Source organism: Neorhizobium sp. S3-V5DH, assembly GCF_004343065.1.
GTDB lineage: Bacteria > Pseudomonadota > Alphaproteobacteria > Rhizobiales > Rhizobiaceae > Neorhizobium > Neorhizobium huautlense.
Genome location: NZ_SMCL01000020.1, coordinates 30,123 through 51,044, shown reverse-complemented (window position 1 = coordinate 51,044; position 20,922 = coordinate 30,123). Strand labels below are relative to the sequence as shown.

At 59.9% G+C, this 20,922-nt stretch carries 14 protein-coding genes; 13 read left to right on the top strand and 1 reads right to left on the bottom strand.

What is annotated here, in order from left to right; translation table 11 throughout:
• Window positions 1–26 precede the first annotated feature (26 nt).
• Window positions 27–2,804: a type VI secretion system ATPase TssH gene (gene tssH, locus EDE09_RS21980; protein WP_132412934.1), complete on the bottom strand. Its 2,778-nt coding sequence runs from the start codon at window positions 2,802–2,804 to the stop codon at window positions 27–29.
• A gap of 232 nt (window positions 2,805–3,036) precedes the next feature.
• On the opposite strand from tssH, the gene tssA reads away from it, so the two are divergent.
• The 13 genes from tssA to tagF all read left to right on the top strand — a co-directional run bounded on the left by tssA (window position 3,037) and on the right by tagF (window position 20,858).
• A complete protein-coding gene (gene tssA / locus EDE09_RS21975) occupies window positions 3,037–4,098 on the top strand; it encodes a type VI secretion system protein TssA (protein WP_132412932.1) in 1,062 nt (353 codons plus the stop codon).
• An 87-nt stretch (window positions 4,099–4,185) separates the two neighbouring features.
• Complete coding sequence (gene tssB, locus EDE09_RS21970) at window positions 4,186–4,710, top strand: type VI secretion system contractile sheath small subunit (protein WP_132412930.1); 525 nt, start codon at window positions 4,186–4,188, stop codon at window positions 4,708–4,710.
• Window positions 4,711–4,836: 126 nt separating this feature from the next.
• Window positions 4,837–6,318 (top strand): type VI secretion system contractile sheath large subunit, encoded by a 1,482-nt coding sequence (gene tssC / locus EDE09_RS21965; protein ID WP_112797081.1) that lies wholly within the window; start codon window positions 4,837–4,839, stop codon window positions 6,316–6,318.
• A 74-nt stretch (window positions 6,319–6,392) separates the two neighbouring features.
• Window positions 6,393–7,781, top strand: a complete 1,389-nt coding sequence (gene tssC, locus EDE09_RS21960; RefSeq protein WP_132412928.1) for a type VI secretion system contractile sheath large subunit — start codon at window positions 6,393–6,395, stop codon at window positions 7,779–7,781.
• A complete protein-coding gene (locus EDE09_RS21955) occupies window positions 7,778–8,608 on the top strand; it encodes a type VI secretion system accessory protein TagJ (protein ID WP_105370959.1) in 831 nt (276 codons plus the stop codon). The genes tssC (EDE09_RS21960) and EDE09_RS21955 overlap by 4 nt, the downstream gene beginning before the upstream one ends.
• Window positions 8,601–9,110: a type VI secretion system baseplate subunit TssE gene (gene tssE / locus EDE09_RS21950; protein ID WP_105370958.1), complete on the top strand. Its 510-nt coding sequence runs from the start codon at window positions 8,601–8,603 to the stop codon at window positions 9,108–9,110. Before EDE09_RS21955 ends, tssE begins: the two co-directional genes overlap by 8 nt.
• Window positions 9,103–10,887, top strand: a complete 1,785-nt coding sequence (gene tssF, locus EDE09_RS21945) for a type VI secretion system baseplate subunit TssF (RefSeq protein ID WP_105370957.1) — start codon at window positions 9,103–9,105, stop codon at window positions 10,885–10,887. Before tssE ends, tssF begins: the two co-directional genes overlap by 8 nt.
• Window positions 10,888–10,897: 10 nt before the next feature.
• Window positions 10,898–11,929: a type VI secretion system baseplate subunit TssG gene (gene tssG / locus EDE09_RS21940; protein WP_105370956.1), complete on the top strand. Its 1,032-nt coding sequence runs from the start codon at window positions 10,898–10,900 to the stop codon at window positions 11,927–11,929.
• A complete protein-coding gene (locus EDE09_RS21935; protein ID WP_105370955.1) occupies window positions 11,919–13,115 on the top strand; it encodes an FHA domain-containing protein in 1,197 nt (398 codons plus the stop codon). The genes tssG and EDE09_RS21935 overlap by 11 nt, the downstream gene beginning before the upstream one ends.
• On the top strand, window positions 13,105–14,445 hold the full coding sequence (gene tssK / locus EDE09_RS21930; RefSeq protein WP_105370954.1) for a type VI secretion system baseplate subunit TssK: 1,341 nt from the start codon (window positions 13,105–13,107) through the stop codon (window positions 14,443–14,445). Before EDE09_RS21935 ends, tssK begins: the two co-directional genes overlap by 11 nt.
• Window positions 14,442–15,989 (top strand): type VI secretion system protein TssL, long form, encoded by a 1,548-nt coding sequence (gene tssL / locus EDE09_RS21925; protein WP_132412926.1) that lies wholly within the window; start codon window positions 14,442–14,444, stop codon window positions 15,987–15,989. The genes tssK and tssL overlap by 4 nt, the downstream gene beginning before the upstream one ends.
• Window positions 15,986–19,465: a type VI secretion system membrane subunit TssM gene (gene tssM / locus EDE09_RS21920; protein ID WP_132412924.1), complete on the top strand. Its 3,480-nt coding sequence runs from the start codon at window positions 15,986–15,988 to the stop codon at window positions 19,463–19,465. The genes tssL and tssM overlap by 4 nt, the downstream gene beginning before the upstream one ends.
• A gap of 40 nt (window positions 19,466–19,505) precedes the next feature.
• Window positions 19,506–20,858, top strand: coding sequence for a type VI secretion system-associated protein TagF (tagF, locus tag EDE09_RS21915; RefSeq protein ID WP_245422771.1), 1,353 nt, complete (start codon window positions 19,506–19,508; stop codon window positions 20,856–20,858).
• The last annotated feature ends 64 nt before the right edge of the window (window positions 20,859–20,922 follow it).

Sequence of the window (20,922 nt, the reverse complement as noted above, 5' to 3'; positions counted from 1 at the left end):
CTCCTGTAATGATTGCCTAGTTGCTGCTAAGGCGCATTGGCCTTTCTTGCTGCTCCTCCCCGAGAGCGCTTTCGCTTCGGGGCTTCTTCATCCGCCTGCCGGTCTTTTGCTGGGTCGGCGAATTGGGGACGAACTGGCGCGTTTTCGGCGCGGATGCCGAACCCTTGGCCGTCGTAACTGATGATAACCTCTGAGATCTTGCGGTCCTCTGAAACCGCGTCGAGGAACACGGTCGAAAGCATGGGCAAGAGATCGCGCGCGATCATGACCTCGATCATACGCGCGCCCATCTCGCTCATCTTCGCCCGGGAAATCAGCGCTTCGCGCGCTTCCGGCGACAGCACGAGGTCCGAGCCGTAAGCCAAGCTTACGCGCTCGCGGATGCGGTCGATCTGGATGTCGACAATGCCCGACAAGGTTTCGCGGCCGAGCGGCATGAAGGGCAGCACGGTGGTCCGTCCGAGAAATGCAGGTTTGAAGTGGTTTTGCAGTTCCGGCAACAGCAACGCTTCCAGCGCTTCACCCTCGGGCATCGTTTCAGGATCAGCCGAGAGGGCTGCCATAAGTTCAGACCCCGTATTCGCCGTCATGAAGATCGTCGTATTCTTGAAATCGATGTCGCGGCCTTCGCCGTCTCGAAGCGTGCCCTTGTCGAAGACCTGGTAGAAGATCTCCTGGACGCCGGGATGCGCCTTGTCGACCTCGTCCAGCAGCAGCACTCCATAGGGACGCCGGCGCACGGCTTCGGTCAGAACGCCCCCCTCTCCGTATCCGACGTAACCCGGCGGCGAGCCGAGCAACATGGAGATCTTATGCTCTTCCTTGAACTCGGACATGTTGATGGTCGTCAGATACTGGCTGCCGCCATAGAGGATATCTGCGAGCGAAAGCGCCGTTTCGGTCTTGCCTGTGCCTGACATGCCAACCAGCAGGAAGACGGCCGGCGGCCGGCGCGGATCGGAAAGACCGGCCCGGGCGGCGCGCATGGCAGATGCGATCCGATCGATCACATAGTCCTGGCCAAGCACCCGCTCCTTGAGCCGCGCATCCAGCGTCTTCACCGTCTCGATCTGGTCCGACAGGAGCTTTCCGACCGGGATTCCGGTCCATCGGGCAAGAATTGTCGCCACCACATCTTTGTCGACCACACGCGGAACAAGCGGGGTCTCCCCAGCAGCGGCAGCAAGGCCTCTCTCGGCCGCGGTCAATGCGGCTCGCGCACCCTCCAGCGTCATGGCATGCGAGGGAAAGGAGGCAACGTTTGTGTTTTTCGCTTCGTCTTCAGATGCGGCGAGCGGCAGGACGGCAGCGTCCGAGGAGAAAGCTTCTTCGAGGCGGTCGGCTTCGCGCACGAGCCGCAGTTCCTCGTCGAATTTCGCCTGCGCGGCGCCAATCCTGGTCGCGATCTCGTCGCGAGCTCCGGCAATTTCTGTCAGTCGGGCGACGGCCTGCGGTGTCTGCGGCTCCCCTGCCAGCCAGTCCGCCTCGGCATCCAGCAGATCACGCTCATTCAGGAGCAGCTGCAGCGCCTCCGGCCTGGTCTGCCGAGCAAGTGCAACCGCGGCCGCAGCGGTATCCAGCAGGCTGATTGCCTTGTCGGGAAGCTGCCGGGCCGGCAGGTAACGTGCCGAAAGCCGTACGGCCGCAACCACCGCCTCGTCACGGATGCGCACCCGATGGTGCGCCTTGAGCTTTGCCGCGACCCCGCGCAGCATGCGGATCGCGGTTTCCTCGTCCGGCTCCTGCACATGCACGGTCTGGAATCGTCGGGTCAGCGCGGGATCCTTCTCGATGAAGCGCTTGTATTCGCTCCAGGTGGTCGCCGCGATCGTACGCAGTTCGCCGCGGGCCAGCGCCGGTTTCAAGATATTGGCCGCATCACCCTGACCGGCCTGCCCTCCGGCCCCAATCAATCCATGCGCTTCGTCGATAAACAGAATGATCGGCTCCGGTGACGCCTTGACGGCGTCGACCACACCATGCAGGCGCCGCTCGAATTCACCTTTGACCCCCGCGCCCGCCTGCAACAGACTGAGATCGAGCAAAAGGAGCCTGACATTCCGGAGCCGGTCGGGCACGTTCCCAGCCGCGATTTCCAGAGCCAGGGCTTCCGCCACCGCCGTCTTGCCGACGCCGGCTTCGCCCACCAGAATAGGATTGTTCTGGCGTCTCCGCGTCAGAATGTCGATGATCTGACGCAGCTCACGATCTCTGCCGATAACCGGGTCGATCCGTCCGGCGCCGGCATCTCCCGTCATGTCGCGGGTGTAGAGCCGCAGGAACTCGTTCTCGCCGGATGAAAAAACCGGCGTCATCGACACCGGCTCGGCCACATCCGGATTGGGGGCACTCGCCTCCCGCATCTGGTCCTCGAGCATGGCTCGATCGAGACCACGCAAGGACGGAGCCACGCCGCGCATAATGGTACGCAAGGTCTGGTCGTCGACCAGCGCAAACAGCAGGTCGGGCAACGTCACCACGTTGCGGCCCCATTGAAGCGACGCAATCAGCCAAGCTTCACGCCCCAGCAACAGCAAATTCTGAGATAGCGCAAGCGAACCTCCGGCGTCACGGGCAATGTCGGCAACCGCCATGTCCAGCTCTTGCCGCAGTGCGGTGCAGGAGAGTCCGAGGTCCTCAAAAAAGGTCGAAAACGCAGGAAGATCAAGCATCGCCCGGAGCCAGTGGGCAATATCGACCACGGCGTGCTGCTGCCTGGCCGCAAGCGAAGCGGCTGTCTCAAGACCGACACGCAGATTTGGCTCAAGCGTTCTGATGAGACGATTGAGGTCGATGTTTGACATCCGCCAAGCCCTGTCTTTTGCGTCGAAATTCAGCGTTCTCTTAGATGCGAGGCAACAACTAGGGCGGTAACCAGGGCTTGTCCAGATCAAAAATCGCGCTATTTGCAAAATTGCTGGAATCGGGAGAAGTCATAAATTTGTCATGCTTCCAGCACGGTTGACAAGCCAGTATAGGCGCAACAAGATACCGCATAACGTACTGGACCCGGTGATTTTAGGGGGAAAATGAAGAGTGAATGTCCTCGCAATAGTAGATCCACTTGCGGAAGACAGACCTTGCGGAGAAAATCTGCGCAATAATACTTCTTTGCGGCAAATATACTATAGAATTAAGGACGCGAGGAGCGCTGCAAGGACCGCAGAACGCGGCATGGCGCCAGGGGAAATTATTGGTGTTTCTCCTGAATGGAGTGAAGTTAGCAATCTGGGGTTGCACATTCTTTCTTCTCAGAGTAAAGATATCGAAGTATTGGCTTGGCTTGCAGAGGCCCAATTGAGGCTCCGGGGCTTTGAAGGATTGCGCGATGTCTACATCGCGATTATGTCGCTTTTAGACAACTATTTTGATGCACTTCATTCGATCGGAGACGAGGACCTTGACGAGCGCTTCGCCCCGCTCGCCGGCCTCAATGGTGTCGGTGGAGAAGGCACGATTATTCAGGCGATCCGACTGACTTCATTGGTTCCGGGCGGAAAATTCGGGCAACTGTCGCTTTGGGATTTTCAGCTGTCACAACGCGCAGGTGAAGAGTCCCGCCGGGAGCAACTCCAGCAGGCCGCAGCAGACGCCGGTGTCGCACGAATGTCTGCCCAGTTGAATGTTCTCATGGAATGCATCGCTGCTTTCGATCGCCTGGTCGAAATACTTGACACTCGCTGCGGCGAGCATGCCCCGCCTAGCTCGAATACACGCAGAGTGTTACATGAGGCCGCGTCCGCAATCAGGATCATTGCAGGTCTCAGCGCCCCAGACGCGGCGGAGCCGTTCACGGCAGGTCCCGATTTGAAGGCGGCGAATGCCAATCAGGCAGAAGAATCATCAATCCCGATGCGTATCCCCCCTGCGGAGTCGATCCGCTCACGCGAGGAAGCGCTGGAGCTTCTGACGTCCGTTGCCCGCTATTTTCGTCGGACCGAGCCACATTCTCCGATCTCGATGTCGATAGAGACGCTCGTCCGCCGGGCCCGGATGGATTTTTCGGAGCTTCTTGCTGAATTGCTTCCGGAACAGCAGGCGCGCAATGCCGTCCTCTCGGCGGCCGGGATCAAGCCTCTGGCTGAACGGGGAGGCTGAACCTTCTTCCAATCATGAGGGCATGGCCCGCTCATCAGTTTTACAGTCCTAAATCGCGATCCGCCGACGGCATTAAGGAGAATTCTAATGGCAAGTGTGCATGAAAAATTGGAACGGGTGCGCAAACCGCGGGTCCACATCAAATATGAGGTGGAAACCGAAGGCGCGATGGTGATCAAGGAATTACCCTTCGTCGTAGGGGTTCTCGGCGACTTTTCCGGAAATCCGACGCAGCCCCTCAAGCCGTTCGGCGAACGCAAGTTCGTGCAGATCGACCGTGACAACTTCGATGATGTCATGCGCCGCATGACACCCGGCCTTACCATCTCGGTTGACAACACATTGCAAAACGACGGAACCCAGCTGCCGGTTTCGTTGAAATTCGAAAGCATGGAAGATTTCGAGCCTGGCTCGATCGTCAATCAGGTGCCGGCGCTGAAAGGGCTCCTGGATGCACGAAACGAACTGCGGGACCTGATGAGCAAGGCCGATCGCTCCGAGGAGCTGGAGCGGCTCCTTGAGGACATCCTCCAGAACAAGGCGGATCTTTCTCAACTCGTTGCTCAGCTTGGCGGCAACAAAGCCGATGAAAAAAAGAACCCGGTCAATTGAATGAGGGATGTGCGGGCCGGAAACCCGGGCATCTTCAAATTCTTGCTTCTCTTTGGTTGAGCAACGGTCTTCTCGGGAAAGGACCTCGTCCTTCAAAACCGCGGCTCTCAAAAAAAGGATCACGACATGAGCGCTGACACGCAATTGCAGACGAAGGAAGAGGTCGGATTCGCTCCGGATCAGGATCTGCTTTCAAAGGTCGTCGCTGCCACCCGGCAGACAGAACCCAACCGAGCCCAGGACTTGCTGCGTACCCTGACAGACCAGGCCCTCAAGGGCACCGTCACCTATGATCGCAATCTGACGATCACCCTGAACAATGCCATTGCGGAGATCGACAAGAAAATCTCCGAGCAACTTGCCGCCATCATGCAGGCTCCCGAATTCCTCAAGCTGGAAGGCACCTGGCGGGGCTTGAACTATCTCGTCAAAAACAGCGAGACGAGCGCCAACTTGAAGATCCGGGTTTTGAACGCCTCGAAGCGGGAGATTTCCAAAGATCTGGCCAAGGCGGTCGAGTTCGATCAGTCACGGCTTTTCAAATCAGTCTACGAGGACGAATTCGGAACGCCTGGCGGCGAGCCCATGGGCGCACTCGTCGGCGACTATGAATTCGACAATTCGTTCGAGGATGTCCAGCTTCTGCAGGGCATCTCTTCGATTGCCGCGGCAGCCTTCGCGCCCTTTATCTCGGCGGCAAGCCCACGCATGTTCGGCTTTGAGGATTTCAGAGGACTCGCCAAACCCCGTGACCTCGAGAAGATCTTTGAAACAGCCGAATATGCAAAGTGGCGTGGCCTGCGCGACAGCGACGATTCCCGCTTCGTGACTCTGGCCCTGCCGCGTGTTCTCGCCCGCATGCCCTATGGCCCGAAGACCAGCCCGATCGACGAATTCAACTACGACGAGACGAACGGATCGAAGACCGGTGAGTTGCCGCACGGTTCCTATTGCTGGATGAACGCTGCCTACGTGATGGGAACGCGACTGACGGAGGCTTTCGCCAAGAGCGGTTGGTGCACGGCAATCCGCGGTGCCGAGAACGGCGGCAAGGTGGAAGGCCTGCCGATGCACATCTTCTCCAGTGATGATGGCGATCTCGATCTCAAGTGCCCGACGGAAGTCGGCATTACGGACCGTCGGGATGCCGAATTGGGCAAACTCGGCTTTCTGCCGCTCTGCCACTACAAGAACACCGATTATGCTGTGTTCTTTGGGGCCCAGACCACGCATAAGCCCAAACTCTACGACCGGCCGGAGGCAACTGCAAACGCTGCCGTTTCTGCCCGCCTGCCGTATATGATGGCGACCTCGCGCTTTGCTCACTACCTGAAGGTCATGGGCCGCGACAAGATCGGTTCCTTCATGGAAGCAGAAGATTGTGAAGCCTGGCTCAACCGCTGGATTTCGAACTATGTCAACGCGAACGATGACGCGGGCGAAGAATCGAGAGCCAAGTACCCTCTAAGGGAGGCCAAAGTCACCGTGCAGGAGGTTCCCGGAAAACCCGGAGCCTACAATGCGGTGGCCTGGATGCGCCCCTGGCTGCAGATGGAGGAGTTGACCACCTCGCTTCGCATGGTCGCTCGGATCCCCTCCAAATCCTGATGTGACCGCACGCGCGGCGCCATCCCCTGCGCCGCGCGTGACCTCTCGATTCACGGATTGACCACAGGACGGCTATGGCTTCGAGCAGCACATGGCAGCGCCGCGCAGATCAGGTAATCGCCTTGATCGATGAAGCGCTTAACCAGCAAATCAACATGATCCTGCATCATCCGGACTTCCAGGCGATGGAAGCACGGTGGCGGGCGCTTGCCATGCTGGTGCGACAGGCCGGCCGCGGTGGTGACGTCAAAATCAAACTCTTAAGCGTCGGCTGGCGAGACCTTACACGCAGTATGGAGCGCGCCGCAGAATTCGATCAGAGCCACCTCTTCGAACTCGTCTACAGCCGCGAATTCGGCATGCCCGGCGGTGAGCCTTTCGGCCTGCTGGTCGGAGACTACTATTTCTCCCCTGACGAACCGGAGGGCGCCGATGCAATCAGCACGCTCTCGCAGCTTGGCATGGTAGCAGCAGCAGCTTTCTGCCCCTTCGTAGCAGGCGCCTCGCCCGGAGCGATCGGGCTTGAAAGTTTCGACGAACTGAACCGTGTCCACGATTTTTCATGGCTCGCGAACGATCCTCGCCGAATCCGCTGGAACGGGCTTCGATCCCGCGAAGATTCCCGTTTCCTTGGGCTTGTGGCGCCGCGCATCCTGCTGCGACCGCCGCTTGAACCTTATTCCCGCCGACGTGATGACGGTTTCCCTTTCCGGGAGAGCGTCTCCGCCGACGGCAGTTCTCTTTTATGGGGCAACGGCGCATTTGCCTTTGCTACAGTCGTGATCCGCAACTTCATCGAATCCGGCTGGTTCGCAGACATTCGCGGCGTCACCCAGGATGCCATCGATGGCGGCTTACTCGGCGCCAGCGAATTGAGGCCGTATGACTTCGGTACCGAAAGCAACGGGCTTTCAGCTCAGGCGCCGGTCGAAATTCGGATCACCAGCGCCCAAGAGCAGCAATTCAGCGATCTGGGAATAATCCCGATTGCCACGACCTATCTTTCTGCTTCGGCGATCTTCAACTCGAACCAGTCGCTGCACGCGCCGGCGCATTATTCCAACGAGCACGCGCGGCAGAACGCGCGCCTGGCAGCAATGCTGCAATACGTGCTCTGCGCCTCGCGTTTCTCGCATTACCTCAAGGTCATCATGCGCGACGAGATCGGCCAGCTTTCCGATGCCATTTCGATCGAGCGGAAGCTGACGGACTGGCTTACCGGCTACACACTCGGCAACGACGATGCCGATCTGGCGTTGCGAACCCGTTTTCCGCTTCGCTCTGCCGGCATCGTTGTCAGCGAGATTCCAGGCAAGCCCGGCACCTTCTCGTGCACTGTCCGACTGCAACCCCATTTCCAGCTGGACGACGTTTCCACGAGCTTTCACCTCATCGCCGAGACCGCGACCTCCGGCAGGACCTCAACCCATTCTGCTGCCGTGCCCGAAAGGATGTCCGCATGACACTGTCCGAAAGTATCGCCAGATCGCTGGGCGACAACCTTCTTGATGACGCGCTGGAGGAGACTAGGGCGTATTTGAAGGGAAAGCCGTCCGACCAGCATGCGCGGCACCTTTACATCGACCTGCTGGTGCTCGCCGGCGACTATGAACGCGCCGACAGCCAATGCAGTCTCGCGGCGACATTCGCTCCGGAGAGCACGATGGGATTTGCTCTGTTGCGCAACGAACTTCGCGCCATGGTCGCCCGTGAGGCATGGTTTGAAAGCGGCGCGGTGCCGGGTTTGCCGCAAGGGCCGAGCGAATTGGACAAACTTGCCATCCGTCTCGGCATCGCCCATCGCCGGGGCGATGCAGATGATGCAAAGACCGCACTTGGCAGTCTGGAAGAAAGCCGCGGCGAACGGCCGATGATCTGGAACGGAAAACAGGTTTCCGATTTCCGCGACCTGGATGACCGCCTCCCGCACGGTCTGGAAGTGATCATGACCGGAGGTGCCTATCTCTGGGTCGATTTGGCCAAGATTGCAGAAGTGACCCTATCCCCCATCGCCCGACCACGCGACCTTGCCTTCCGCCCTGCCGAACTGACATTGACGGACGGTGCCGTCGCCCCCGTTCTTCTGCCGGCGATCTATTACGGCACCGGTCAAGAGGCGCAACTCAGGCTCGGGCGCGAAAGCGATTGGATCGATGAGCCGACCGGTATCACCACCGGCCGCGGCCAGCGTTGTTTCCTTGCCGGCGAGGAGCTGGTTTCGTTCCATGAAACCAATAGTCTGCAGGCAATTGCAACAACGACTGCCAGCAAGCGGGTTGCGCATGGTTGACCCGCTCGAACGCTACCGCCCGCGTGATCGCCTCTTGGCGCGGTCGATCCTCGACAGGCTGATTGATGAGGCTCCCGATCGGACCTTCGACGCGCCGAAAAGCCTGACGGTACAGACACGAGAGATGCGGGAAGCCATTCGAAGGGATCTGGAGGCCCTGCTCAACACACGCCGTTGCCCGGCGGAGGCACCCGCCTTGCTGTCTGACTTGAAGGATGCATTGGTCAACTACGGCGTCGACGGGATGGTTTCGGCCAACCTCGTCACGGACGAGGCAAAACTCCGGCTGGCGCAAATGATCGAGCGGCGCATATCGATGTTCGAGACACGCCTCTCCGACATTCGCGTAACGATTCTGAAAAGCCGGACAATGACCGAGCGAGCGTTACGGATGAGGATCCAGGCAAGTTTCCGCCTCCACGAAGGCATGCCACCGATCAGCTTCGAATCGACAATCGATCCCTCCACCCAACGCTTTCTGGTGGAGGCCGCAAATGGCTGAAGGCTTCCTTCATCGTTACAATGACGAACTCAAAGCGCTTCGCCGTCGGGCCGCGCGATTTGCCGAATCCTTTCCCAAGGTCGCCGGTCGCCTGCGCTTGACCGGAGATGTCGCCGATGACCCCCATGTAGAACGGCTTATCCAGAGTTTCGCCTATTCAGCTGCACGCATACGCCAGAAGCTCGACGACGAATTTCCGGAACTAACCGACGGTCTGCTTGAGACCCTTTATCCTCACTATCTTGCCCCTCTGCCCTCGATGAGCATCGTACGCTTCCGCCCAAGCGACACGTTGGCCTCCATACAGTCGGTGCCTCGGCACACGGAGATCCTTGCAGAACCGGTCGGGGGGGAAGCCTGCCGTTTCCGTACCACACAGGATGTGGAGATGGCACCGATCGAGATCGTGGCAGCCAAGCTATCGGGCCAGCCCATAAACGCCCCTGCACCTCCCTATTCCGGCATAGCCGGATGCCTGCGCCTGTCGATCCGCTCCCTCGACCCTCGCAGGCCGCTTGCCGATCTCAGAATGAAGCGGCTGCGCCTGCACATCCCTTCAGCATGGCAGCAGGCCGTCGCGATTTATGAATTGCTGGTAAATCAGTCTCTCGGGATCGCGCTCGCAAAGCATGCGGACGATGACCAGGCGATCTTCCTGCCGAGCAGCAACCTGAAGCCGGTGGGCTTCGAACTTCAGGAGGCGATGCTGCCTTATCCGGCGCCCAGCTTTACTGGCTACCGGCTGCTTACGGAATTCTTCGCGCTGCCGCAGAGGTTTCTGTTTATCGACATCGAGGGCCTCGATGTCTGGAAGAGCGAGACCCTGGAGATCTTCGTTTACCTGAAAGATACCGACCCCAAACTCGAGCGGATGATCTCGGCAGCCGATTTTGCTCTCCACGCCACCCCGATCGTCAATCTCTTCCGGCAGACCTGTGAGCCCATCACCGTGGACGGCACGCGGACGGAGTATCGTCTGATGCCGGACGCGCGACGCCAGAAGACCCGGGAAATCTACTCCGTCGATCGCGTATTACTAACCGGTTCGCGGGGAGAGGAACAATTCTGCCAACCTTTCTTTGGCCGCTCCCAGCGCCCTAGCGCCACAAGCAGCACCTTCTGGCAGGTTTACCGGCGTTTCGATGCGGATGACCGAACCAGCGATGTGGAAATTGCCTTCGTCGATCGAGACCGCCGTTACGCAGCGCCGATAGATGCTGTGGCGAGCATCGATACATTGTGCATCAATCGCGACCTTCCCGAACAGCTTCCTTTTGGCGGCGGCCATCCGGTGCTGGAGCTGGCATCGGGCCATGAGGCCGTCGCCGGCGCGGAAGCTCTCATTCCGCCCACTCCTTCGGTGCGAATGAACGACCAGGACGGTCGAAACTGGCGATTGATGTCGCATCTGATCCTGAACCACCTCTCGCTCTTCGACAATGAAGGAGCTGCGCTGAAGGATGTCCTCTCGCTCTATGCCTTCCGTGACAATCCGGAGACGAAACAGCTCGTCGACGCTTTGGTCGGCATCAGGGCAGAAAATTCGACCGCGCGGCTCGGCAACGGCGGCATGGTTCCCGGGACGAAGATAGTGTTGGAATTTGATCCCGCTTCCATCGATCGCCCTTCGGCTTTCCTGTTCGGGAGCATACTCGACCGCTTCTTCGGCCTTTATTCCTCCATCAACACCTTCACCCGTCTCACCGTCTCGATGAAAGGACAATCGCGCCCGATCGCGACTTGGCCTGCACGGGCTGCCGACCGCCCATTGCTCTAGGAAAGGAAAGATGGATCTCTCAACCTCGCGCCAGACTGACGCCTTACCCGACTTGCTCGAACGCGATCCAGGTCGTCTCGAGCCTGTGACGGCATTTCGCGTCGCGCAGGCGTCCGTCGAACGAGATCTCAGCGTGGTTTCCCATGTCGGCGTTTCACTGGCGCCGCTTGCCGTCAGTGGTCTTGAACGAAGGGGGTCGCAGGCTGCACTTCGGGTGGCACTGGCCGGTCCTATAGGACCGATCGGATCTTTGCCCCCGGCCTACAACGAACTCATCATGCGCGAGGAGCGCAATAAATCACGGGCTTTGGTGAGCTTCTTTGACCTGTTCACCACTCGTTTCACTGAACTCTTTGCCGACGCCTGCGAGAAGTACCGGATTGCCAGACGGCTGCGGTGGGGCCGGGACCAGAAGCGCAACGCATTTATCACAGCCCTTCTTTCGCTCACAGGCTTCGGTACCGAGCGGCTGGCAAAACAAAGCGGCTTCCATGAAGACGTGATCCTGCGGTTCTCGGGTTTCTTTGCCGCACGCACCCGCAACGCCGCCAATCTGTGTGCCATGTTGCGCGAATTCACTGGCTTGCCGGTAGAGATCGAGCTTTTCCGTGCCAGGTGGCTGACAATTCCCGAGGAAGATCGCAGTCGCATGGGACAACCCCATGGCGTCCAGCTCGGCGTGAACGCGACGGCCGGTGCCGCCATTCAAGATTTCAGCGGCGGCTTCAGGTTGGTGATCGGCCCACTCGGTTACGCCGACTATCTGGCGCTTGCTCCTGGCGGGCGCAAGATTGCCGAGCTCTTTGCGCTCACCCGTCTCTATGTCGGTTCCGGCTTCGATTTCGATGTTCAGGTGGTCTTGAAAAAGGAGGACATTCCTTTCTGCCAGCTTGGCCCAGGTGGAGCGGGAGCGGGTGACCCGCCCCGGCTTGGCTGGAATAGCTGGGCTCGCCTGGCTCCAGCGTCTCAAGATAGCGGCGATGCAATCATCGTGGAGCATCTTGCGGCACAGGTTCGGGGAGGCAGGGATCATGCGGCTTGAATTGAAGCCTCTTTCGAGCGGCTCCACAGCATTCCCCACGCGGCAGAAGTGGTTCCTCGAACGGGGCCGGCGCACATTGGGCCGCGCGCCGGATTGTGACTGGCAGGTGCCTGAAGATCAGCGCTCCGTTTCGAAGCTCCACTGCGTCATCGAGCGCGACAGTCGCGGTTATCTCCTTCGCGATCAAAGCGCCAACGGTTCCAAGGTGGACGGAGTCATTATTCACGAAGGCGAGGTGGCACGGCTAGCGGATCAATCCCGTTTGGAGCTTGGCGGTCTTGCCTTCCTGGTCGAAATCTCCGGGCAGAAAGACGCAGCAATAGAGGATCCCGACGCCAGCCTCACCGTCAGCGACGAACCGCTGACCATATCCGCGATCCTGGCTGACATCGCGCCGGGCGGGAGCATCGCCACCGGCATCCTCGGCGAGCGGCCGGAGGACGAATGGGCAGGGTCCATTTTTGGCTCAAGGGAGGGTCAGGGAAGATCTCGGCATGTCGAGATCGGTTGGAGCGGGCCGCCCGAGATACAATCCGTCTCAAAGATCATACCCGACGACTGGCTTTCCGATCTTAATCTTTCGTCGGACTATGGCAGCCAGATCGAACACGGCACCGCGACGCGTGTCTCAGTACCGATCGGCTCCGCGCGAACGGTTCCAATACGGAATACCCCCGAATATGACCCGCCATCAGCTAAGTCTGAAGACTTGCCCGCCGTTTCACCAGTCGTGCAGAGCTACATCGGGGAACGGTTGGAATCCCTTCTCGGCAGGCTGGAGGAAACGGTCGAGGATGCCTTCGCGCTTTTCGACCTGAGCGCTCCAGCTGGTCTGCCTCAACCGGAATTTTCCGACAGGGGCGCCGATGAGGCTCTAGTTAACCGCGTTGAGAGGCTGCTCGAGCACCAGCTTAAACTCAACTCGGCGCTGCAGGCTCTGGTGCACGAAGCGGGCAGGACCCTGGAGCCGAGAGTTCTCGAAGCACGGGTTGACGCCGGCAGAATGAGCCCCGCCTGGGGCCGTGACCGCCGCTATTGGCAAGCTTACCGGGCACAATTCGACAAGAACGGCAAGACACTGTCGATCCTGGAACTCCTCCGGGATGCGATGGCTCAGGCCTCCGGCAGAACCGCTGACGCAGCACCGGGAATTGGGAAGGAAGAAGGTATACCGCATGAGGAATGAGAACAGGGTAGCCTGGAGCGAAGGCATGTTTCTCCGCGTGCAACACTTCCAGCAGGCAGACCGATGGACCGAACGGCTGGTCCGTACCAGCACGCGTGGCCTCTCGCCCTATCCATGGGGTGTTCTTGAGATTGGCATCGATCGCAGCGCACTGGCAATTGGCCATTTCGCATTGTCAAACCTGCGCGGCATCCTTCCGGACGGCACTCCTTTCGAAGCCCCCATCGATACGGACCTGCCGCCGCCGCTCGAACTCGATGAAGGCGTCAGAAATTCGGTCATCTATCTCGCGCTACCGGTCAGGCAACCCGGCAAGGCAGACGTCGCGCTGAATGGCGGCGCAGCCCTCAACAGCGTACGCTTCGTGGCTTCCCACTACGAGGCACCGGATGCCAATGTCGAGACTGATTTCATGGCTCCAATCGATGTGGGGCGCCTCAAACTCCGCTACCTTAAAAGCGGAGATGAACTTGCCGGCTACGAACTCATCGGCCTTGCCCGCGTGATCGAGGTGCGTTCCGACCGAGCCGTCATTCTCGATCCGGAATATATAGCCCCGAGCCTCAACTGCGCGGCGGAAGCACGGCTGACGGAACTGATGACCGAACTCCTCGGCATCGTGCGCCACCGTGCAGAAGCAATCGCCGAGCGGATCGGTGATCCGACGATCCGGGGCACGGCGGAAGTGGGCGATTACTTCCTGCTGCAGATCCTGAACCGCGCAGATCCGATGCTGAAGCATATCCTGGCCAATGCGACGCGGATACATCCAATCGAATTCTACGAGACATGCATTCAGCTGGCCGGTGAACTCGCCACCTTCACCACCGATCGCAAGCGTTCTACCGATTTTCCGCCGTATCGACACGAGGACCTCAAGGCAACTTTTGCTTCCGTGTTCGAAGACCTTCGCATGTCGCTCTCGGCTGTACTGGAGCAGGCTGCCGTTGCCATCGAGCTTGCCGAACGCCGACACGGCGTGCGGGTCGGCACCATCAACGACCGCTCGCTGCTTAAGGATGCCGGTTTCGTCCTGGCGGTTCGGGCGGAAATGTCGGCCGAGGAGGTTCGCCGCAAGCTGCCGGCGCAGATCAAGGTCGGGCCCGTTGAGCGCATCGCGGATCTTGTCAACGTCGCGCTGCCCGGCATCCCGGTCCGGCCGTTGCCCGTGCTGCCTCGCCAGCTGCCCTATCGGGCTGGCACCATCTATTTCGAACTCGACACCAAAAATCCGCTTTGGAAGCAACTCGATACGTCAAGCGCCATCGCCATGCACCTTGCGGGCGATTTTCCTGGCCTTGAAATGGAACTGTGGGCCCTGAGAGAATGAAGAACGAACCCGCATCCTCCTGGCAGAACCTGCCGACCATCGTCGAACTCACTGACGACGGCATCAAGAAGAAACAGTCCGCCCGCAAGATGGCGGAAATGCTGGATGACGTCTTGGACTTCCCCGACGGCGCCGTGGGAACCGAAACCGACCGGACGAACTCCAGGAGTGGCTGGTCCGTCGAAGCACTGCTGCGTGATTTCAGGTTCGGTGGAGAGGAAGTCCCGACGCTTGTCCGCTCGGCAGCCCCCCTGCTCAACCTCGCGCACGCCCTCCGTTACAGTGATGATCAGCCGGATATCGATGAACTTCGGCGGTCTTCCGTCCAGGCCGTCAACCGATATGAACGCGATCTGGCAGGCGCCCGGATCAGTCCTGAACGCGCCCGCGCTGCTCATTACGTCGTCTGTGCGACGGTTGATGACGTGATCCTCAGCAAACCCTGGGGTGTACGCGCGGGCTGGGCGCGCTCCGGTCTTGTCTCCACATTCCATATGGACGTGACCGGTGGTGACCGGGTGTTCGACCTGTTGGACCATTTCCACCAGAGCCCCGGTGCAAACAGAGACCTGCTGCTGCTCATCTATCTCTGCCTGTCGCTTGCATTCGAAGGCCGCACCCGTGTTTCGCCGCGCGGCAACCTGGAGCTCGGCCGCATCCGCGACAGCCTCTACAAAACCCTCCTCGGTCAATTCGGCGTTTTCGAACGCGAACTTTCCCCACATTGGAAGGGCGTTTCTGCCCGCCACAAGCCGCTGCGAACAGCTGCTGCTCTCTGGACCCTTCTTTCCGTGCTCGCGTTGGTCTTCGCGCTCGGTTATCTCTTCTTCACGCTCTCGCTCAACAGGGCATCCGACGGAACATTTCAACGTCTTGCCAGCCTCCCGCCGCGCGAACCGCCGAGCGTATTGATCACAGCGCCCACACCGGAACCAGACCCGGCGCCGGTAGCGGTACAACCTGTGCCCGCGCCTCCGGCTGAGCCTCCCGTGGCCGCGGCACCGCCGGTGCCGAGCCGGCTCGACAACCTGCTCGCCTTCCTTCAACCAGAAGTCGACAAGAAGCTCGTCACCCTCTCGGATTCGAACGGCCGGCTTCTGGTGCGCATAAACAATTCCGGTCTGTTCGAGGTCGGCAGCGCTGAGGTCAGCAACGAGTTCCGCGACCTGCTGCAGAGAATCGGCGGTGCGCTGGCAGCCGACAATTTCAGGGCCGTGGTTGTCGGTTACACGGACAATGTGCCGATCCGTACGATCCAATTTCCCTCGAACTGGCACCTGTCGGAAGCCCGCGCCAAGGCCGTGGGGCAGATACTCAGTTCCTTCACCGGTCCGGAGGCGATCCTCACCGAAGGCCGTGCGGACAGCGACCCGATTGCCGACAACGCCACGCCGGAAGGTCGTGAAATGAACCGGCGCACGGAAATTTTGGTCCTCACCAACCCGTCCGAGCGGCTGAACGGTTCCCCCCTCAGGGTCCCGCCTATTCAGTCTGAACGGCCGGCTGCACCCGCGGGCGTGATGACAGGAGGCGCTTCGAGATGAACCCCTTAAGCCTCTTTTATACGCTTCGCTCCTATGTGGAGGCCTATGCGGGCCTGCTCGGACGGCGTTTCATTTCCATCATCTGGGTGGCCGCCATCTGCGTCGTCATCTGGTTTTACGGCCATCTCGCCGCCTATGGCGACTTCAAGCCGCTCGCAAGCGCCAACGCCCGCCTCACGCTGATCGCTGTCGTGATCGCAGGCTGGGTTGCATATCTTGCCTACACGATCATCCGCGACCGGCGCCGGGACAAGCAGCTCGTCGAAGGTATAGAGCGGGATGCCGCGGCCGAGGCCGCAGCCAGCCAGCAGGCGGAAATCGGCGAGATCCACAGCCGCCTCAAGGAGGCCCTGCAGCTCCTCCGTCGCATCACCCGCAAGCGTTTCGGCTACATTTATGAGCTTCCGTGGTATGTGATCTTCGGAGCACCCGGCTCCGGCAAAACGACTGCTCTTACCAACTCCGGGCTCAAATTTCCGCTTGGTGACGCGCTCGGAAGCAATTCCGTGCAAGGTATCGGAGGTACGCGTCACTGCAACTGGTGGTTTGCCGATGAGGCAATCCTTATCGATACTGCCGGACGTTATACGACCCAGGACGATCTGAACGGTGCCGCCAAGGCGGGTTGGGAGGGTTTCCTGGGGCTTCTGCGCAAATATCGCCCCTCCCAGCCGATCAACGGCGCATTGGTGACGCTCTCCGTCGACGACCTGCTCACACGCGATGCGGAAGCGCAGCGCGAGGAAATCAGGATCATTCGCCAGCGGCTTTCGGAACTGGACGAGTTTCTGCAAGCCCGCGTTCCGGTCTATCTGGTGCTAACAAAAGTCGATCTTCTGACCGGTTTCGTCGAGTTCTTCGATAGTTTCAATAAAAGCGACCGCGAACAGGTCTGGGGAACCACATTTGGATTAGAGGAGAGTTACAAAGCCACCACCCTTCCCGATCGTTTCCTCGAAGAATTTGCAATGCTGCAGGAACGCGTCGGCGCCATGCTGATAGAACGCCTGCAACAGGAGCCGAACCCGGAATTGCGGGGCCGGATTTTCCGTTTTCCCGCTGAACTAGCCTCGCTGAAGGAACGCCTGCACGAGGTTATGACGGAGCTGTGCTCCGGTTCAAAACTGATCGAGCCACCCTTGCTGCGGGGGATCTACTTTGCCTCCGGCACGCAAGCGCAAGCCATGGCCTCAGCGGGTGCTCCACGCTCGCGGCGCAGCTATTTTCTATCCCGCCTCTTCAAGGATGTGATCTTCGACGAGGCTTCGCTCGTCGCTCGCGACAAGCGGCTGTCCAGCCGACAAGTCTTCCTCCGTCGCACCGTCTATGCCTGCGCAGTTGCGCTGCTTGCCGTGGTCCTGGCGAGCTGGATCGCGACCTATTTCCAGAACACCTCGGCGCTCGCAAGCGCTGAACAGCGCATCGACGCCTATGAGCAGCTCGTGCGGGACGTGCCGGTGCGCGAGGTCACCGATACTGATTTCCTGCGGGTGTTGCCGGCGCTCGACAACCTGGCCGCGGTGACGACGGACTTTTCTCAAGCACGCGTCTGGCCTCTCAGTTTCGGCCTCGACCAGGAAAGCAAAGTTTCAGGCCGACAGCGTGATGCCTATCAGCGGGCTTTAAACGCACTCCTGCTGCCACGCATCCTGGTCCAGCTCCAAAAGGAGATGACGGGAACAACGGAAGTCTCCAAAGTCTTCAATGCGCTGAAACTCTATGCAATGCTCGGCGGTCTCGGCCGACTGGATCCCGCCTTCGTTACCGCAAAAGCCGAAGACATGTTCACGGCTTTATACCCCGGCGAAGGACGTGCCTCAGCGCGGCAAGCCCTGATTGCTCACACCAGCGCGATGGCGACCGGTTCGCTGCCGCCGATCGAGCTTGATGGTATCCTGATTGCCAAGGCTAGGGAGACCATTCGCTCGCAAAGCATCGCTGCCCGTGCCTACGATATTCTCGCAGACTACCCGCAGGCGCGTGCGCTCCCAGCCTGGGCTCCCGCCACTGCGCTTGGTCCCCTCGGCGAACAGGCCTTCGAGCGAAGCTCCAGAATCCCTTTGAGTGACGGCGTTCCAGGCTTATTCTCCAGTACGGGATATCGTCTGGTCGTGTTGCCGAAGATTACCGAGGCCGCGCGTGAGGCACTGGATGAACACTGGGTACGAGGCGTCGCCAACCCTGCCGGAGCCACCGTCGACACGATTAGCCAGGCCGCTCTGCAGCTTTATTTCGGCAGCTTTCAGCAACGATGGTCTTCGCTGCTCGCCGACATGCGGGTGAAGCCGTCTCAAACTATAGCCGACGCGGCCGAAACCACGCGTATCTTGGCCGGGGACTCAAACCCGGTGGAAACGATCGTCAAGTCGATCGCCGCTGCTACCGATTTGCGCGTCCCCGGCAAGGAGGTCGCTTCTGCGGCTGATATTCCCCTTCCGGCGTCCACTACAGGACTCGACGGCGCTGCAGATGCACCGGATCTTTTCGGTTCGCTACGCGAGGCCCTCGAGCCGCCTGCGGGTCAGACATCACCTGCCGATCAAAAAGACGTACCGAAATCCCGGATCGCCCAGCTCAAGCCGGTGTTGCAGAAGGTCCACGAACAGCTGTCGCGGGCAACCACCTCCACAGCCGAAGTGGCAAAGGTCTTTGATGTCGACAGCCAGCTTACCGACGCCAATCAAAACCTCCTGCAGCAGGCTCGCCGTCTTCCCGCGCCTGTCGATACGTGGATGGCCGGTGTCGCAGCCGATGTCGGCTCTCTTGCCGTGAAATCGGCTCGCTCTCGTATGAGTGACGCTTGGGCCGCCCAAGGTGGGGCTTTCTGCTCCAATGTGGTCAGTGGCCGATATCCCTTTGACCGCGAGTCTCCCCGTGACGTAGCGATGAGCGACTTCGTTCGCCTGTTTGGCCCGCAAGGCCTGTTCAAGACATTCTTCAACGAGAAACTGGCGGCCTTCGTGGATACGACATCAACTCCCTGGGGATGGAAGGGCACCTTCGGTGCCCCCAGTATCCCGAGCGAAGCGATCGCCCAGTTTGAAAATGCCGACAAGATCAATCGGGCCTTCTTTCCGGCGGGTAGCGAAAATCCGGCAATCACCATCAACATCAAGCCTGTCTCGTTATCGAACGATGCCAATGCTGTGATGCTGGAGATCGAGGGACAGCGGGTGGTTTATTTCCATGGGCCCGTCCAATCCAAGTCGATTGTCTGGCCGTCGACTGAAGCGAGCAATGTCTCGCGTCTGGCTTTTCAGCCCGGCGGCTGGCAGCAGGCCCTGACGGAAAACGGCGACTGGTCGCCCTTCCGACTTTTCGACGACGCAAATATCACCCTGCAGGGCGACGACCTCTTCCGCGCAAAATTTCAGCAGAACGCTCAGGCGGCGGAGTTCGACGTCCAGTTCGGCTCGGTGCTGAACCCCTTCCGGCTGGAGGCACTCAGCGCCTTCTCATGTCCCACGCAGTTCTGATCGCTCCGCCATGAACGAGCACGCCGCCCTTGATCACACTATGACCGACGCCGACCGGATCGGCTTTTTCGGCAAGCTGCCAACGCATGGCGATTTCGTCTCGACGGGCCTAAGCCGAAATGTGCAAGTCGCCCTCGACAGCTGGCTCCAGGCAGGTCTTCAGGCTACACAGCAAGAGATGGGCGAGGAGTGGGAAGACCGGTTCCGGTCGATGGCCGCCTGGCGCTTCATCATCGAACGCGGCCTTTGGGGACCGGTGACGCTTGCGGGTGTCATCGTTCCGAGTACGGATCGCGTCGGGCGTAGCTTTCCGCTGGTCATCGCCGCTCAGCTTTACGGTTTTATGGACCATCCGCGCAGGCTTTACCTCGATGCCCCTTGGTTCACCGCGTCCGAAGCTATCGCTGAAAGTGCTGCCAAGCGTGACTTCGATATCGCTCGTTTCACCACAAGCCTTCAGCGGCTGAGGAACCCCCGACCAGCCGACGCCGACGAAGGCGAGGTGGATCCAAATCCTGTCTCCCGGCGAGGAACGCTGTGGTGGCGCATCGATTCGACAGACCTTCGTGCCAAAGGCTTTCGCTCGGAAGGACCGCCGCAACCGGCGATTTTTCCGAAGCTGATATGCCAAACCGATGTCTCAGTTCCAATACCATCAGACGCTCCGCCGGTTGAAACTCGCCAACAAAAATTGGTTCATCGGGTCGAACCACGCCGTGGCCTAAGCCTCACCCACAGCTATGCCAGCCATCCTGGGACACGCCTGGCGCTAAACGCAGATTCACTGCTCATCTCGCGAAACCCACCGCTATTCGCAATCGCCGATGGCGTCGGGGATGACACCGGCGCGGTCGAAGCCGGACGCATCGTGACCAGCGCGCTGAAAGAAGCTGCCCCGCAGGAGACCATCGAAGCACTCGCGCACGAGATCAAAGGCAAATTGGGCCGCGCTCATGGCCTTCTTCAGTCAACCCACCTTTCATCGGCCCGGGAACCGGCCTCGGCGAGTGTCGTGGTGCTAGCAAACACCGACGACCGTTTTGCAGTCTTTTGGGCCGGCGATGCGCGATGCTATCTTATCCGTGAGGGCATGATGCGTTGTTTGACCCGCGATCACGTCGAAGTCGGCCTGCGGCGCAGGCTCTCCCGCGGCGTCGGGATCAGGGGCCAGCTCAGTCCCGAGCTGAGTTTGGACAAGCTGCTTTCGGGCGATCGGTTTTTGCTGTGCAGCAGCACCCTTCCCCGCGTCCTGCCTGAGCGGACCATCGCCGAAATTCTTCTGTCCGTAAACCTCGATGAGGTGTCCGCAGTCCTCGCGCAAGAGGCGCTGATTGCCAATTGCCGCGAGAATGTCAGCGCCATTGTAATCGACGCCCTGGCCAATGATCGCTGACGAACCTGACGAGCACGTCGAAGAGCTTGCGCGTCGCTTCTCCGATCTATGGCAAGCCCTCATC

Excerpts from the sequence above, each read along its gene's own strand:
- tssK (WP_105370954.1), top strand. The coding sequence starts at position 13,105 with ATGAGGAATGAGAACAGGGTAGCCTGGAGCGAAGGCATGTTTCTCCGC.
- tssC (WP_132412928.1), top strand. The coding sequence starts at position 6,393 with ATGGCTTCGAGCAGCACATGGCAGCGCCGCGCAGATCAGGTAATCGCC.
- tagF (WP_245422771.1), top strand. The coding sequence starts at position 19,506 with ATGACCGACGCCGACCGGATCGGCTTTTTCGGCAAGCTGCCAACGCAT.
- EDE09_RS21935 (WP_105370955.1), top strand. The coding sequence starts at position 11,919 with ATGCGGCTTGAATTGAAGCCTCTTTCGAGCGGCTCCACAGCATTCCCC.
- tssF (WP_105370957.1), top strand. The coding sequence starts at position 9,103 with ATGGCTGAAGGCTTCCTTCATCGTTACAATGACGAACTCAAAGCGCTT.
- tssL (WP_132412926.1), top strand. The coding sequence starts at position 14,442 with ATGAAGAACGAACCCGCATCCTCCTGGCAGAACCTGCCGACCATCGTC.
- tssH (WP_132412934.1), bottom strand. The coding sequence starts at position 2,804 with ATGTCAAACATCGACCTCAATCGTCTCATCAGAACGCTTGAGCCAAAT.
- tssB (WP_132412930.1), top strand. The coding sequence starts at position 4,186 with ATGGCAAGTGTGCATGAAAAATTGGAACGGGTGCGCAAACCGCGGGTC.
- EDE09_RS21955 (WP_105370959.1), top strand. The coding sequence starts at position 7,778 with ATGACACTGTCCGAAAGTATCGCCAGATCGCTGGGCGACAACCTTCTT.
- tssC (WP_112797081.1), top strand. The coding sequence starts at position 4,837 with ATGAGCGCTGACACGCAATTGCAGACGAAGGAAGAGGTCGGATTCGCT.
- tssG (WP_105370956.1), top strand. The coding sequence starts at position 10,898 with ATGGATCTCTCAACCTCGCGCCAGACTGACGCCTTACCCGACTTGCTC.
- tssM (WP_132412924.1), top strand. The coding sequence starts at position 15,986 with ATGAACCCCTTAAGCCTCTTTTATACGCTTCGCTCCTATGTGGAGGCC.
- tssE (WP_105370958.1), top strand. The coding sequence starts at position 8,601 with ATGGTTGACCCGCTCGAACGCTACCGCCCGCGTGATCGCCTCTTGGCG.